This is a genomic window from Pseudomonas mosselii, assembly GCF_003205295.1.
GTDB lineage: Bacteria > Pseudomonadota > Gammaproteobacteria > Pseudomonadales > Pseudomonadaceae > Aquipseudomonas > Aquipseudomonas mosselii_B.
The window spans coordinates 1-14,366 of record NZ_QJRP01000003.1 but is presented as its reverse complement, the minus strand read 5'-3'; the positions used below and the strand labels follow the sequence as shown (position 1 = coordinate 14,366).

Sequence of the window (14,366 nt, the reverse complement as noted above, 5' to 3'; positions counted from 1 at the left end):
GTCTATGTACCGTTGGTTTGCCCAGTCACTGGGAAATGTAAGCGTCAATCGCAAGTTGGGGATCGGCTTCGGCCTGGTGCTGCTGCTCACCCTCGGCATCACCTTCACCGGCTGGCTAGGCATCGACAGCGTCACCAGCCGTGGCGACAAGCTCGGCAATATCTCGGTGATCCACCAGTACACCCAGGACCTGCGCCTGGCCCGCCTGGGCTATGAGCGCAACCGTGACGACGCCGCCGTGGCGGAACTGGAAAAGGCCCTGGCCAACCTAGAGCGCCAGGTGCAGTTCATGCTTGGCCAGATCGAGCTCCCCGCCGACCGCCAGCGCCTGGACAAGCAGCAGGACGCCGTGCGCCAGTACCAGCAGGCCTTCGCCGAGCTCAAGCAGGCCGGCCAGCGCCGCGAGGCCAGCCGCGCCACCCTGGGCGACAGCGCCGACAAGGCCGCCGCGCTGATCGGCAAGGTCCAGCAGCGCCTGCTGCAGGGCGGTGATATCCAGCAGTACCAGGAGGTGGTGCAGGTCGCCGCCCTGTTGCAGCAGGCGCGCTTCCAGGTGCGCGGCTACACCTACAGCGGCAAGGCCGAATTCCAGCAGACGGCGCTCGGCGCCATCGACCAGGCCGTGACCGTGCTCAAGGCGCTGCCAGGCAAACTCCCGGCCGAGTTCGCCGCCAGCCTCGACGACGCCGCCAGCGCACTGGCCGCCTACCGCGACGCAGTGAACCAGTTCGGCAATGCCCAGGCCGCCAGCGAGCAGGCGTTGACGCGCATGTCCGCGCAAGGCCAGCTGCTGCTGGTCACCAGTCAGGAAATGAGCGTTTCGCAAACCACCGTGCGCGACCAGGGCACCCAGCAGGCCAAGACCCTGCTGGCCGGCGCCACCGCCCTGGCCCTGCTGCTGGGGGTGCTGGCCGCCTTCGCCATCACCCGGCAGATCATCGTGCCGCTGCGCCAGACCCTCGCCGCCGCCGAGCGCGTGGCCGGCGGCGACCTGCGCCAGGACCTCAAGGCCGATCGGCGCGATGAACTGGGCCAGTTGCAGGCCAGCATGCAGCGCATGACCCAAAGCCTGCGCGAGCTGATCGGCGGCATCGGCGACGGCGTGACGCAGATCGCCAGCGCCGCCGAGGAACTGTCGGCGGTCACCGAACAGACCAGCGCCGGGGTCAACAACCAGAAGGTCGAGACCGACCAGGTCGCCACCGCCATGAACGAGATGGCCGCCACCGTCCAGGAAGTGGCACGCAACGCCGAGCAGGCCTCGGAAGCGGCGCTGATGGCCGACCAGCAGGCCCGCGAGGGTGACAAGGTGGTGGGCGAGGCAATCAGCCAGATCGAGCGCCTGGCCGGCGAGGTGGTCAATTCCAGCGAAGCGATGAGCCAGCTCAAGGCCGAGAGCGACAAGATCGGCAGCGTGCTCGATGTGATCAAGTCGGTGGCCCAGCAGACCAACCTGCTGGCACTCAACGCCGCCATCGAGGCCGCCCGCGCCGGCGAGGCGGGCCGTGGTTTCGCCGTGGTCGCCGACGAGGTGCGCAGCCTGGCCCAGCGCACCCAGCAGTCCACCGAGGAGATCGAGGAGCTGATCGCCAGCCTGCAAACCGGTACCGAACGCGTGGCCAGCGTCATGGACAGCAGCCGCGCCCTGACCGACAGCAGCGTCGAGCTGACCCGCCGCGCCGGCGACTCGCTGGGCACCATCACCCGTACCGTGTCGTCGATCCAGTCGATGAACCAGCAGATCGCTACCGCCGCCGAGCAGCAGAGCGCCGTGGCCGAAGAGATCAACCGCAGCGTGATGAACGTGCGCGACATCTCCGACCAGACCTCGGCCGCCAGCGAGGAGACCGCCAGTTCCAGCGTCGAGCTGGCCCGTCTGGGGACTCACCTGCAGGGCTTGGTGGGACGTTTCAGGCTCTGATCCGCGGCTTGCGAGCTGTAGGCCTTATCCCTCAATCTGCCGGGAAATTTCCTACTCAATTTGCAGGTCCAGTCCGACGGACTTCCAGCCGATGAGCAAGAGTCATGGCGGCACTATGCCGCCGTGGCCTTTTCTCAATTGGACGGAGACCTGCCATGTTCGGATACCTTGACCGCCAACTCGGCAACCTCGGCGTCGGGCTCAAGCTCGCCCTCGGTTTCGCCGTGGTGCTGCTGCTCACCCTGGCCACCACCCTCAGCGGCTGGAGTGCGCTGGACGGCGCCATCGAACGCTCGGAACAACTCGGCGACATCGGCCAACTCAACGACCTGAGCCGGGACCTGCGCGCCGAGCGCATCACCTACCGGGTACTCGCCGACGACATCAGCAAGACACGCATCGCGGCTATCCTGGAACAGTTGCACGACCGCCTGACCCTGCTGCAGCAACGCAGCAGAGTCGATTCGTCACGACAGATGCTGGAGCAGAAACTGCAGTTGCTGCAGCGTCTGAAGGGCGACTTCACCACCCTGCAAGGCACCGTGGACAGCCGCGAAGGCTTGCGTGCGGCAATGCAGGCGCAGGCGGGCGTGCTCGAAAGCGTGATCGACGAGCTGCAGACCCAGGCCTTGCTGAAGCTGCCGGGCGACGGCCGGCAGGGCAGCGTGGTCGGGCTCATGGATACCCTGGGCCGCCATATCGAGTCCGCCAGCCAGCAAAGCCTGGTGCCGGCCTATGCCTTCTCGCCCCGGGACGGTTTCGCCAGCATGGGCGATGCCGCGCTGCAGGCGGCGGACACCAGCCTGGGTCAGTTGCTGCAGGCCATCGCACCACTGGAGCTGCCCGCTACGCTGACCCAACGCCCACAGGTGGAACTGGACCGCTACCGCAACACCCTGCGCCAATACCGCGACACCGCGCTCAAGGTCGAACAGTTGCAGGACGGCATGGAGAAGATGGGCGACGAGCTGCAGGCCGTGAGCCGTGAACTGAGCGAGCGCAAGGTCGAGCAGCGCGACAACGAGGCCCTGGCCGACCGTTCGTTGCTGACCAGCGTGGCCGTGCTGGCGTTGCTGTTCGGCATCCTGGCCGCCTGGCTGATCACCCGGCAGGTAACCCAACCCCTGCGACAAGTGCTGGCCCAGGCCGCGCGCATCGCCCGTGGCGACCTCAGCGAGGTGCAGACGGTGCAGCGTCGCGACGAGATGGGCCAGTTGCAGACGAGCATGCGGGAGATGACCTTGAGCCTGCGCGAGCTGCTCGGCGGCATCGACCAGGGCGTCGGTCACCTGTCCCGGGCCACGACCGCACTGGCCGGAGCCAGTGTGGACACCCGCGAGCGCATCGGCCAGCAGCGCGAGGAGACCGACCAGGTGGCCACGGCCATGAACCAGATGAGCGCCACGGTGCAGGAGGTCGCGCAGAACGCCGAGCAGGCCTCGCAGGCGGCCACCGCCGCCGACCGTCAGGCCCAGCTGGGCGACCAGGTGGTGGCCGAGGCGATTGCCCGCATCGAGCAGTTGGCCGGGCAGATGGACCATTGCCTGACGTCCATGGGTCACCTGGCCGGTGAAAGTCAGCGCATCGGTTCGATTCTCGATGTGATCAAGTCGGTGTCCGAGCAGACCAACCTGCTGGCACTGAACGCCGCCATCGAGGCGGCCCGGGCCGGCGAGGCCGGGCGCGGTTTCGCCGTGGTGGCCGACGAGGTGCGCGGCCTGGCCCAGCGCACGCAGCAGTCGACCGAGGAGATCGAGCTGCTGATCGACAGCCTGCACCGTGGCACTGACGAGGTCACCGGTCTGTTGGACGACAGCAAGCGCCTGACCGGACAAAGCGTCGAGCTTAGCCGCAAGGCCGGCGCCGCGCTTGGGCAGATTACCGAGACGGTGTCGACGATCCAGGGCATGAACCAGCAGATCGCCACGGCCAGTGAGCAGCAGAGCGTGGTGGCCGAACAGATCAACCGTAGCGTGATCAATGTGCGGGATGTTTCGGAGCAGACCAGCCTGGCCAGCGAACGGTCCGCGGCATCTTGCGTCGAGTTGGAGGAATTGGGGCGGGAACTTCGGGGGATGGTTGGTAAGTTCAGCCTGTAACGCAGATCAGTGTCGTCGCGGCGCCGGTCCATCGGCGTTCGCGACTGAAACCTTCCCTGATAAACGCTATGTCGCAGGACGTGATGCACAGCATGAATGAAAAGCCGCCGGTCTGGGACTCAGCGTGGGCTCGCTCGACCTGACATTTTTGTTAGTTTTCCGAGCTCCGGTACTTGGACGAGACTACATGAAGAATTCGCCCTTCATGACTGGAGCGCCAAAGGTGAATAAAAAATACTTCCGATATGCAAAAAAATTATTTTTCGCGCTGGGTAGTCCACCGCATGCTCGACAATACGCCCTGGCGCAATCCAAACTGCTGGCGATCGACTCATCCAAATCGATTCTGCTGACCGACCCGGACCCAGTCCAGCAAAACAACGCCTATACGCCCTATGGTGACCTGCCACCCGGTTGCGCGCAGAACCTGCTGGCTTATAACGGCGAATACCTGGAGCAGGCAGGCCTTTATCTGCTGGGGCATGGCAACCGTATTTACAGCCCCAGGCTCATGCGTTTTTATTCTCCAGATCGGATCGGGGTGTTTTTACAGCGAAACTACAATGCCTATGCCTATTGCAAAGGCGACCCGATCAACTATAGCGACCCGTCTGGAAACGTTCCGACTCTTAAGCAACTCGCTCAACAAACCCTCATTTCACATGCAGATAAGTCTGTAGCCGCCGCAAACATAACAAGAGAAAGATATAAGGCCAGAACATCCGAAATCCACAAACTCTCTAACGAGTTAAGACGCATTAACGACAAAAAAAACGAACTCGCAGAGACGCTGTCGATATCGACGCGATACCAAAATGGAGAAATCGGTACCCAAACAGCAGGGCGTTTACTACATCAACTACTACCCTATACAAGTGAAGGCGGGCCGGCGCATCAAGCATACCTCAATCTCAGCCCGGCAAAAATGGAAGAAATTATCGGATTAACCGTGGATTATGCTTCCTACGCTTACAAAGTTCACCAGAAAATAGCTGAACTCCTACCCTTGCAGATTATGGAGCTAACTGCATTTTTCGAAGCGCTGAACACCGCGCAAGCGGCTGTGAGCGCTATTGATCGTCAGCACTGGAACTCAGCATATGACAGCTACCGCATACGGCAGTAGCCCTGGTTAAAGCTTCACAGGGCTCGTGGGAGCGGTGGTCCACCGCCCCCACACCGTTGCTGCCAGGCGGCCATTACCGGGCATGGGCGGCTACTCCCCCTACAGTACCTGGCGCAGGAACGCCTGGGCACGCAGGTCCTTCGGCGCAGCAAAGAACTGCTGCGGCGGCGAATCTTCCAGCAACTTCCCGTGATCAAAGAACAACACCCGATCCGCCACTTCCCGGGCAAAGCCCATCTCGTGCGTCACGCAGACCATGGTCATGCCTTCCTGGGCCAAGGTCTTCATCACATCCAGCACCTCGCCGACCATTTCCGGATCAAGCGCCGAAGTTGGCTCGTCAAACAACATCACCTTCGGGTCCATCGCCAGGGCCCGGGCAATGGCCACCCGCTGCTGCTGCCCGCCGGAAAGACGCGACGGATACTCGTTGGCCTTCTGCGCGATACCGACCTTTTCCAGCAACGCCCGGGCCTTGGCCTCGCGCTCGGCCTTGTTGCGCTTGCGCACCACCTTCTGCGCCAGGCACAGGTTCTCCAGCACGGTCATGTGCGGGAACAGGTTGAAGTGCTGGAACACCATGCCGACTTCACGGCGATAGGCGTTGATATCGGTCTTCGGGTCGTCCAGTTGCAGGCCGTCGATGGCCACATGGCCCTCGTCGAAATGCTCCAGGCCGTTCAGGCAGCGCAGGAAGGTCGACTTGCCCGAGCCCGAAGGCCCCAGCACCACCACCACCTCGCCCTTGGCGACCTGGGTGGTGACATTGTCCACCGCGCGCACCACCTGGCCGCGGGTGTCGAAGACTTTAAGCAGGTCACGGACTTCAATCACTTTGCGCAAGCCTCCGCTCGAGCCGGCTGGCGATGTGCGACAGCGGCAGGTTGATCAGCAGGTACAGGCCCGCCACGCAGAACCAGATCTCAAAGGTCGAGAACGAGGTGGTGATGGCCTCGCGGCCGCTCTTGGTCAGCTCGGTGATGGCGATCACCGACACCAGCGACGTGTCCTTGACCAGGCTGATGAACTGCCCGGCCAGCGGTGGCAGCACGCGTTTGAACGCCTGCGGCAAGATCACGTGGCGCATCGACTGGGCACCGTTCAGGCCCAGCGAACGCGCCGCCTCGTTTTGCCCCTTGGCGATCGACTGCACACCGGCACGGACGATCTCGGCCACGTAGGCTCCGGTGAACAGCGCCAGCGCCGCCACTCCGGCGAACTCGCGTGACAGGTTGAGCACGGTGCCGATGAAGAAGTAGAAGATGAAGATCTGCACCAGCAGCGGCGTGCCGCGTACCAGTTCGACATACACCGTGGACAGGTCGCGCAGGGTGGGATTGCTCGACAGCCGGCACAGCCCGGCGAACAGGCCGATCACCAGGCCCAGGGCGCCGGAGATCACCGAGATCCACAGCGTGGTCCACAGGCCCCAGGCCAAGGGGCCGGCGGCCCAGTGGCGGGTGACGCCAATGGCATCGCCCTCGGCGACGTCATCACCACGGGCCAGCAGCATGCTGTCCTTGGCCACCTCGATGACCTGTGTGTCGCCGCTCTCATCCTTCAGGGTGAGCCGGGCGTTGTCGCCGGACACCACGATTTCCTCGACCGTGCCCGGGTTGGCGGCACGCTGGGTTTCCTCGGCCTTGTAGGCGAAGTATTGCGGAACGCGGTTCCAGCGCCACTCGTAGGAAATCATCGAGGTGGCCAGGTACAGGCTGATCGCCAGGCCCACCAGGACCAGCGCGGTCAGCCCATGCCAGGGCCACTGTGCTTTCTTGTGTTTGATCACTTGGGGTACTTCCACAAAAAAAGAAACGCGCCGGGTGGAGCTTTAGCGATAGCCCGTGGAGCGTGCGTTGTACTTGCCGGCCTCTTCGCGGGTAAACCCACTCCCACAGATGTAGCCAAACCCTGTGGGAGCGGGTTTACCCGCGAAGAGGCCAGCGAAAACATCCGCTGTCCTCGATCTACCGCCCTCAGTCCAACCTGCGCGTTGGGATCAAAGTCTAGGCTTTTGGCCCGACCCTTATTCCATTTCCTTCAGCCATTCCTTGCTCTTGAACCACTTGTCGTGAATACGATCGTAGGTCCCGTCATGCTTGATCTGGTGCAGGAAGTTGTTGATGTAGTTGATGCTGTCGTAGTCGCCCTTCTTCAGGCCGAAGGCCAGCGGCTCGTAGGTGAAGGGCTCTTCCAGGAACACCAGCTTGCCGGCGCCGGCCTTCTCCACCGCCACCACGTTGTAGGGCGAGTCGTAGACGAAGGCATCGGCCTTGCCGTTGACCACGTCCATCACCCCTTCCTGCTCGTTGTCGTAGCCGTGGTACTTGGCCTTGCCGATCAGCTTCTTCGCGACCATCTCGCCGGTGGTGCCGAGCTTGGAGGTGAGGCGGTACTTCTCGTTGTTCAGGTCCTTGTACGACTTGATCTCGCCCGCCAGTTCCTTGCGGATCAGCAGGGTCTGGCCGACGACGATGAAGGGTTCGCTGAAGTTCAGGCGCAGGTTGCGCTCCTGGGTCAGGGTCATGCCGCTGCCGATGAAGTCGAACTTGTCGGTCATCAGGGCCGGGATGATACCGTCGTAGGCGGTGGAAACCATCTCCAGCTTGACGCCCATGGACTTGGCCATGGCCTTGAGGATGTCGACTTCGAAGCCGATGATCTCACCGCGCTTGTTGGTCATTTCGAACGGCATGTAGGTCGGGTCCATGCCCACGCGCAGGGTGCCACGCTTGACCGCATCGTCGATGGCGCCGGCCTGGGCGGCGGTTACCGCGATCAAGGCGGTCGCACCTACCAGCAGTCGCGACAGGTATTTCTTAATCATCACCAAGTCCCCTAGCAAGAAGTACGCAGATTTTTCTTGTAAGCACGGTCCGACAGACCGATGCGCAATATCGGGACGGATGCTAACGCATGCGTGAGCTGGGACCTAGAGCCGTGGGGGACTTTGTTGGCCAAAATCGACCAGAAAGCATCGCGGGGCCAGCCCGCTCCCACGCACCGTTGTGATGGCGTGGGAGCGGGCTGGCCCCGCGATTATCGGAGCAACGGGCTCAAGCCAAGGCTGGCTGGGCCACGTTCTGCGGATGCAGCGGCAGCAGCGGCGAGTGCGGATCGTTGGCGATGGACGCCCGCCACACATCGATCCACGCCGCGTGGTGCCCGGCCCATACCTGCTCGTGCAGGCGCGACAGCGCCACCGGGTCGCTGAGCAGCGCCAGGCGGGTGTTCAGGTCCAGGCCTTTCGGGCCGACTTCCAGCGCCTTGGCCACACGCTCGGCACGCAACGCCTCGATCGGTGCCGCCTGGCCGTGACGCGCCGTGGCCATGGCGCAGGCCAGGGCATTCTGACGCGGGTCGACCACGGCACGGACGAAGCCGTCGTGCAGGGCGTGCCAGCGGTTCTCGTGGGTGTACTGGTCGGTGGCCAGCAGCTCCTGGGGCGTAGCGTATTCCTCGGGAATGAGGAACAGCTTCTCGTCCTTGGCCGCCAGGCCCAGGCGCGTGCGGCTGGAGATCACCGACACCGGGATCGACAGCACCAGCGAGCCGACGATCGGCGCCAGCCACCACAGGAAGCTCGGGTTCAACCAGGCCACCAGCGCAGCCCAGGCGATACCCAGCAGGGTCTGCGGACCATGGCGACGCACCGCTTCGCTCCACGGGGTGGAGTCGTCGTCACGCTGCGGCGAGTTCCAGGTCGCGGCCCAGCCGAGGAACGCGGCCAGCACGAAGCGGGTGTGGAAAATCATCCGCACCGGTGCCAGCAACATGGAGAACAGCATCTCCATCAGCATCGACAGGGTGACCTTGATGCGCCCACCGAACTCGGTGGCGCCCTTGGCCCAGATCAGGATGATGCTGAGCAGCTTGGGCAGGAACAGCAGCACGATGGTGGTGGAGAACAGCGCGATGGCCTTCTCCGGGTGCCACTGCGGCCACAGCGGGTAGAGCTGGAACGGCTCGATGAAGTACTGCGGCTCCATCAGGGTGTTGGTCGCCAGCAGCGCGGTCGACAGCACCAGGAACAGGAACCACAGCGGCGCCGACAGGTACGACATCACCCCGGTGAGGAACACCGCGCGGTGCACCGGGTGCATGCCCTTGACCAGGAACAGGCGGAAGTTCATCAGGTTGCCGTGGCACCAGCGACGATCGCGCTTGAGTTCGTCGAGCAGGTTCGGCGGCAGTTCTTCGTAGCTGCCCGGCAGGTCGTAGGCGATCCACACGCCCCAGCCGGCACGGCGCATCAGCGCCGCTTCGACGAAGTCGTGGGAGAGGATCGCACCGGCGAACGCGCCCTTGCCCGGCAACGGCGCCAGGGCGCAGTGCTCGATGAACGGCTTCATGCGGATGATCGCGTTGTGGCCCCAGTAGTGCGACTCGCCCAGCTGCCAGAAGTGCAGGCCGGCGGTGAACAGCGGGCCGTACACGCGGGTGGCGAACTGCTGCATGCGTGCGTACAAGGTGTCCATGCCCGAGGCTTTCGGCCCGGTCTGGATGATGCCGGCGTCCGGGTTGGCCTCCATCAGGCGCACCAGGCTGCTCAGGCATTCGCCGCTCATGACGCTGTCGGCGTCGAGCACGACCATGTACTTGTACTCGCCGCCCCAGCGACGGCAGAAGTCGTCGAGGTTGCCGCTCTTGCGCTTCACCCGGCGCCGACGGCGGCGGTAGAAGATACGGCCGAAGCCCTTGGTTTCACGGCACACGTCGAGCCAGGCCTGTTGTTCGGCAACGGCGATGTCGGTGTCGTTGGTGTCGCTGAGCACGAAGAAGTCGAAGCGGTCGAGGTTGCCGCTGGCAGCCACCGACTCGAAGGTGGCGCGCAGGCCGGCGAACACCCGTGGCACGTCTTCATTGCAGATCGGCATCACCAGCGCGGTGCGCGCCTCGGGCGCGATCGGCTCGTTGCCGGCGCTGCTGCCGGAAATCTTGTACTTGTCACGCCCGGTGAGCAGCTCGAGGAAACCCATCAGGGCGGTCCAGAAGCCCGCAGACACCCAGCAGAACAGGATACCGAACAGGACCAGGATGGAGGTCTGCAGCGCATACGGCCACACCTGCACCACCGTGTCCCACAGCGGCTGGTTGAGAATTTCGTCGAGATCGACGAACGACCAGCCCTGGTACGGCAGGATGCCCTTCATGTACCAGCCGGCGACGAGGGTCTGGCCGATCATCAGGGTCAGCAGGATGTAGCGGCGGATCGAGCCGACCGTGCGCCAGCGTGCCGGCGGCAGCTCGCGCTTGGGCGGCTGCGGGGCGTTGGTGCGGCCGGTCATGCGGCGCCACATGCGGATCAGGATGTTGGTGCGCCACGGCTCGGGCACGACCTTGGTGCGCTTGATCGGCGGCGCGATCTTCAGGCACAGCCGCCCGCCGGCATCGACGCCGAGCATCTCGGCTTCTTCCAGCTCGGCGGCGCTGCCGACGGTAAGACGGGAGCCCACCGAAGCCTGGGCGGCCTCGGTGGTGCCGGCGGCCGGTTGGGCCGCCAGGTGTTGGTGCAACTCGCTGAAGGAGGTGCAGCGGGCGAGTTCCGCACGCTGCTCGTCGCTCAGGGGAAGGTGGGCCAGGTACTCGCTCAGCGATTCCGGCCTTGCGCTTGAGTTACTCATCGGCAGGCAACTGATAGCTCCAGGTCTCGGTCAGCACTTTCTCGGTGGTGGCCGGGGTCCCGTTGGTGGATGCCGCATCGGCGGCGGGTTGCTCGGCAGCCTTCTCGGCCTTGGCTTTCTCGGCCTTGGCGTGAGCATGCTTGGCCGCGGCCTTGTCCTGCTTGGCATCCTTGGCCGGCTTGGGCTGCTCGACCGGAACGTCGCGCAGCAGCGCGGCACGCATCTCGGTGGATTTCTTCGGATCCTGCACCTTCAGGCGCAGGGTCAGGCGCCAGCCCTTGGTTTCCGTGTTGTAGCGCAGGTTGTTCTCGACCACTTCGGCGTTGTCGCCGACGCTGACCTGGCTGCGCACGGCGGTGTCGGCCGGCAGGGTTGCCAGGTTTGGGCCGATGAAGTCGACCAGGAAGGCGATGGTGCCATCGGGCTGACGGATCAGGTTGGACTGCTTGACGTCGCCGGTGGAGCGCAGGGTCTGCTTGACCCAACCCAGCTCAGGCGAGTGCAGCTGATCTTCCTTGATGGTCCAGCGCAGGCGGTAGTCGTACTCGAACGGCTTGCCTACTTCCGGCAGCTTTTCCGGGCTCCAGAAGGCCACGATGTTGTCGTTGGTCTCGTCGGCGGTCGGAATCTCGACCAGGTCGACGGTACCCTTGCCCCAGTCGCCCTTCGGCTCGATCCAGGCGCTCGGGCGCTTCTCGTATTCGTCGTCGAGGTCTTCGTAGTCGCTGAAGTCGCGCTGGCGCTGCAGCAGGCCGAAACCACGCGGGTTCTCGACGCTGAAGTTGCTCACGGCCAGGTGTTTCGGGTTGTTCAGCGGACGCCACAGCCACTCGCCATTGCCGGCGTGGATCGACAGGCCTTCGGAATCGTGCAGGGCCGGACGGTAGTTCATGACTTTCGACGGTTGGTTGGGGCCGAACAGGTACATGCTGGTCAGCGGGGCGATGCCCAGGCGACTGACGTTGTCACGCAGGTAGACCCGCGACTTGACGTCGACCAGGGTGTCCTCGCCCGGGCGCAGGGTCAGCTTGTAGGCGCCAGTGGAGCGCGGCGAGTCGAGCAGCGCATAGATGACCAGGTGCTTGTCGTTCGGCTTGGGCTTTTCGATCCAGAACTCGCGAAAGCGCGGGAACTCCTCGCCGGACGGCAGCGCGGTGTCGATTGCCAGGCCACGGGCCGACAGGCCGTAACGGTGGCCCTTGCCGACCACGCGGAAGTAGCTGGCGCCGAGCAGGGTCATGATCTCGTCCTGCTTGTCGGCCTTGTTGATCGGGTAGAGCACGCGGAAACCGGCGTAGCCGAGGTTCTTGGTAGCGTCGGCGTCGTGCGGCACGTCACCGAACTCGAAGCGGCTCGGGTCGTACTTGATTTCCTTGACCTTGTTGGCGGTGATCTCGTTGATGGTCACCGGTGTGTCGAAGTGCATGCCCTGGTGGTAGAAGGACAGCTTGAACGGCGTCTTGTCCTTGGCCCACTCGGCCTTTTCCTGCAGGAAGCGAATCTTCTGGTAGTCGGCGTACTTCATGTCGCGGAACACCGGTGGCAGGTTGCTCTTCGGTGCTTCGAACTTCTGACCGGCCAGATCCTTTGCCTTGGCTGCAACGTCGTCCAGATTGAATGCCCACAGCTGGCCCGCGCTCAACAGGCCGACCAGCGCCACGCCGGCCAACATGGCCTTGCGCAGCCGGGTACCGGGGATTCTAGGTGCAATACAGGGGCTTACAATCACGAGCAATCCTCGCCGAAAACAGATCATGAAACCAACGGCCAGCGACCAATGCCGGGTTGGCGAGCACTGTTCGGACCCCGCAAGGGCCTAATGATTCCCCAAACGGATCCTGACAATGCTCGAGTCAAAGTGAAACGAACCTGCGAACGCAGGTTCATGCAGCGCGCGATTATCCAGCAGGTCGCGTTACAACGCATCAGGCTGAACAAACTATTTATCGTACAAAACCCCTTGTTTTTCGACAAACAAAGGGTTTTTTGACCTCATATTTGTAACATAAATGTTACCGGGCCATCATTGACCAGATGCACCTGCATGTCGGCACCGAAGCGACCACTGGCCACAACCGGGTGCTGACCCTGTGCCTGGCGCAGCAAATAGTCGAAAAGTTCGGCGCCCAGAGCCGGTGGCGCAGCCGTCGAGAAGCTCGGGCGCATGCCGTTGCGGGTGTCGGCGGCCAGGGTGAACTGCGACACCAGCAGCAGGCCGCCACCGACATCCTTGAGCGAGCGGTTCATCTTGCCTTGCTCGTCGCTGAACACCCGGTAGTTCAGCAGCTTGTGCAACAGCTTGTCGGCCTGCTCGGGCGAATCGTCAGGCTCGACCGCCACCAGCGCCAGCAACCCCTGGTCGATGGCGCCGACGATTTCCCCCGCCACCTCCACCCGGGCGCCGCGCACGCGCTGGATCAGCCCCTTCATGCTTCTTCCAGGGGCAGGTCGAGCAGGCGCCGGGCCATCTGGTCGGCGGCGCGCACCAGGGCGTCGGTAATGCCGGGCTCGGAGGCGGCATGGCCGGCGTCGCGAATCACCTTCAGCTCGCTGTTCGGCCAAGCCTGGTGCAGCTCCCAGGCGTTGTCCAACGGGCAGATCACGTCGTAGCGGCCATGCACGATCACCGCCGGCAGATGGGCGATCTTCGGCATGTCGCGGATCAGCTGGTCCTGCTCGAGGAAGGCATTGTTGGTGAAGTAATGGCATTCGATGCGGGCGATCGACAGGGCACGCTGCGGCTCGGAGAAGCGGTCGACTACCAGCGGGTTGGGGCGCAGGGTCGCGGTGCGGCCCTCCCAGGTGGACCAGGCTTTGGCGGCATGCATCTGGGCGATCTGGTCGTTGCCGGTCAGGCGCTTGTGGAAGGCCTTGACCAGGTCGCCGCGCTCTTCCGGCGGGATCGGCGCGATGTAGTCCTGCCAGTAGTCGGGGAACAGGCGGCTGGCGCCCTCCTGGTAGAACCAGCTGATCTCCTGCGGGCGGCACAGGAAGATGCCACGCAGGATCAGGCCATGCACGCGCTCGGGGTGGGTCTGGGCGTAAGCCAGCGCCAGGGTGGAGCCCCAGGAGCCGCCGAACAGCACCCACTTGTCGATGCCCAGATGCTCGCGAATACGCTCCAGGTCCTCGACCAGGTGCCAGGTGGTGTTGTTCTCCAGGCTCGCGTGGGGCGTGGAGCGGCCACAGCCGCGCTGGTCGAAGGTGATGATGCGGTACAGGTTGGGGTCGAAATAGCAACGGCTCTGGGCATCGCAACCCGCGCCCGGCCCACCGTGGATGAACACCACGGGCAGACCTTCCGGCGAGCCGCTCTCGTCGACATACAGCACATGCGGCGCTTCCACGGCCAGATCGTGCCGGGCGTAGGGTTTGATCTGCGGGTACAGGGTCTGCATTGCGCACTCCGTGTGAGGATTTAGTCTGCCGCCTGGCATCATAAACCCGAATTGCGCTTTGAGCATGCATCCATGGCAACCGTTATGCGCAACCGGCCCCGGAGCGGTCCGGGAATACCCTGTACCTGGCAGACCTATCTACCCCACCGAGCCACCAAGGCCCGCCCATAGTCCGTGCCCCACCCATCATGCACGGAC

General features: G+C 63.9%; 10 protein-coding genes and 2 pseudogenes. 5 read left to right on the top strand and 7 right to left on the bottom strand.

Annotation, left to right across the window (positions count from 1 at the left end; all coding sequences use genetic code 11):
* Positions 1-4: 4 nt before the first annotated feature.
* From DMX06_RS26955 to DMX06_RS03595, 5 genes and pseudogenes are all read left to right on the top strand, one after another.
* Positions 5-1,066 (top strand): annotated as a pseudogene (locus DMX06_RS26955) (methyl-accepting chemotaxis protein); the annotation flags it as partial.
* Positions 1,049-1,921, top strand: coding sequence for a methyl-accepting chemotaxis protein (locus tag DMX06_RS26950; RefSeq protein WP_446033102.1), 873 nt, complete (start codon positions 1,049-1,051; stop codon positions 1,919-1,921). The pseudogene DMX06_RS26955 and the gene DMX06_RS26950, both read left to right, overlap by 18 nt.
* Positions 1,922-2,025: 104 nt before the next feature.
* Positions 2,026-3,117, top strand: a pseudogene (locus DMX06_RS26720) (methyl-accepting chemotaxis protein); the annotation flags it as partial.
* A gap of 9 nt (positions 3,118-3,126) precedes the next feature.
* The gene (locus DMX06_RS26715; protein ID WP_375538082.1) at positions 3,127-4,020 is read left to right on the top strand and encodes a methyl-accepting chemotaxis protein; all 894 of its coding nucleotides are present in this window, start codon (positions 3,127-3,129) and stop codon (positions 4,018-4,020) included.
* Between the two features lie 187 nt (positions 4,021-4,207).
* Positions 4,208-5,146, top strand: a complete 939-nt coding sequence (locus DMX06_RS03595; protein ID WP_110734686.1) for an RHS repeat-associated core domain-containing protein — start codon at positions 4,208-4,210, stop codon at positions 5,144-5,146.
* 99 nt (positions 5,147-5,245) lie between these two features.
* Here the strand turns inward: DMX06_RS03595 and DMX06_RS03590 are convergent, their stop codons facing one another.
* The 7 genes from DMX06_RS03590 to pip all read right to left on the bottom strand — a co-directional run bounded on the left by DMX06_RS03590 (position 5,246) and on the right by pip (position 14,168).
* Positions 5,246-5,980, bottom strand: coding sequence for an amino acid ABC transporter ATP-binding protein (locus tag DMX06_RS03590; protein ID WP_110735167.1), 735 nt, complete (start codon positions 5,978-5,980; stop codon positions 5,246-5,248).
* The gene (locus DMX06_RS03585; protein ID WP_110734684.1) at positions 5,973-6,935 is read right to left on the bottom strand and encodes an amino acid ABC transporter permease; all 963 of its coding nucleotides are present in this window, start codon (positions 6,933-6,935) and stop codon (positions 5,973-5,975) included. The genes DMX06_RS03590 and DMX06_RS03585 overlap by 8 nt, the downstream gene beginning before the upstream one ends.
* A gap of 237 nt (positions 6,936-7,172) precedes the next feature.
* Positions 7,173-7,970, bottom strand: coding sequence for a transporter substrate-binding domain-containing protein (locus DMX06_RS03580; protein ID WP_110735164.1), 798 nt, complete (start codon positions 7,968-7,970; stop codon positions 7,173-7,175).
* Between the two features lie 232 nt (positions 7,971-8,202).
* Positions 8,203-10,770, bottom strand: coding sequence for a glucans biosynthesis glucosyltransferase MdoH (gene mdoH, locus DMX06_RS03575; RefSeq protein ID WP_110734682.1), 2,568 nt, complete (start codon positions 10,768-10,770; stop codon positions 8,203-8,205).
* Entirely contained in the window at positions 10,763-12,499 is a 1,737-nt protein-coding gene (locus DMX06_RS03570) for a glucan biosynthesis protein G (RefSeq protein WP_220037403.1), read from the bottom strand. The genes mdoH and DMX06_RS03570 overlap by 8 nt, the downstream gene beginning before the upstream one ends.
* A 263-nt stretch (positions 12,500-12,762) precedes the next feature.
* Positions 12,763-13,200: a D-aminoacyl-tRNA deacylase gene (gene dtd, locus DMX06_RS03565; RefSeq protein WP_110734678.1), complete on the bottom strand. Its 438-nt coding sequence runs from the start codon at positions 13,198-13,200 to the stop codon at positions 12,763-12,765.
* On the bottom strand, positions 13,197-14,168 hold the full coding sequence (gene pip / locus DMX06_RS03560; protein WP_046853900.1) for a prolyl aminopeptidase: 972 nt from the start codon (positions 14,166-14,168) through the stop codon (positions 13,197-13,199). Before pip ends, dtd begins: the two co-directional genes overlap by 4 nt.
* Between the last annotated feature and the right edge of the window lie 198 nt (positions 14,169-14,366).

Excerpts from the sequence above, each read along its gene's own strand:
- pip (WP_046853900.1), bottom strand. The coding sequence starts at position 14,168 with ATGCAGACCCTGTACCCGCAGATCAAACCCTACGCCCGGCACGATCTG.
- DMX06_RS26950 (WP_446033102.1), top strand. The coding sequence starts at position 1,049 with ATGCAGCGCATGACCCAAAGCCTGCGCGAGCTGATCGGCGGCATCGGC.
- DMX06_RS26715 (WP_375538082.1), top strand. The coding sequence starts at position 3,127 with ATGGGCCAGTTGCAGACGAGCATGCGGGAGATGACCTTGAGCCTGCGC.
- dtd (WP_110734678.1), bottom strand. The coding sequence starts at position 13,200 with ATGAAGGGGCTGATCCAGCGCGTGCGCGGCGCCCGGGTGGAGGTGGCG.
- mdoH (WP_110734682.1), bottom strand. The coding sequence starts at position 10,770 with ATGAGTAACTCAAGCGCAAGGCCGGAATCGCTGAGCGAGTACCTGGCC.
- DMX06_RS03595 (WP_110734686.1), top strand. The coding sequence starts at position 4,208 with ATGAAGAATTCGCCCTTCATGACTGGAGCGCCAAAGGTGAATAAAAAA.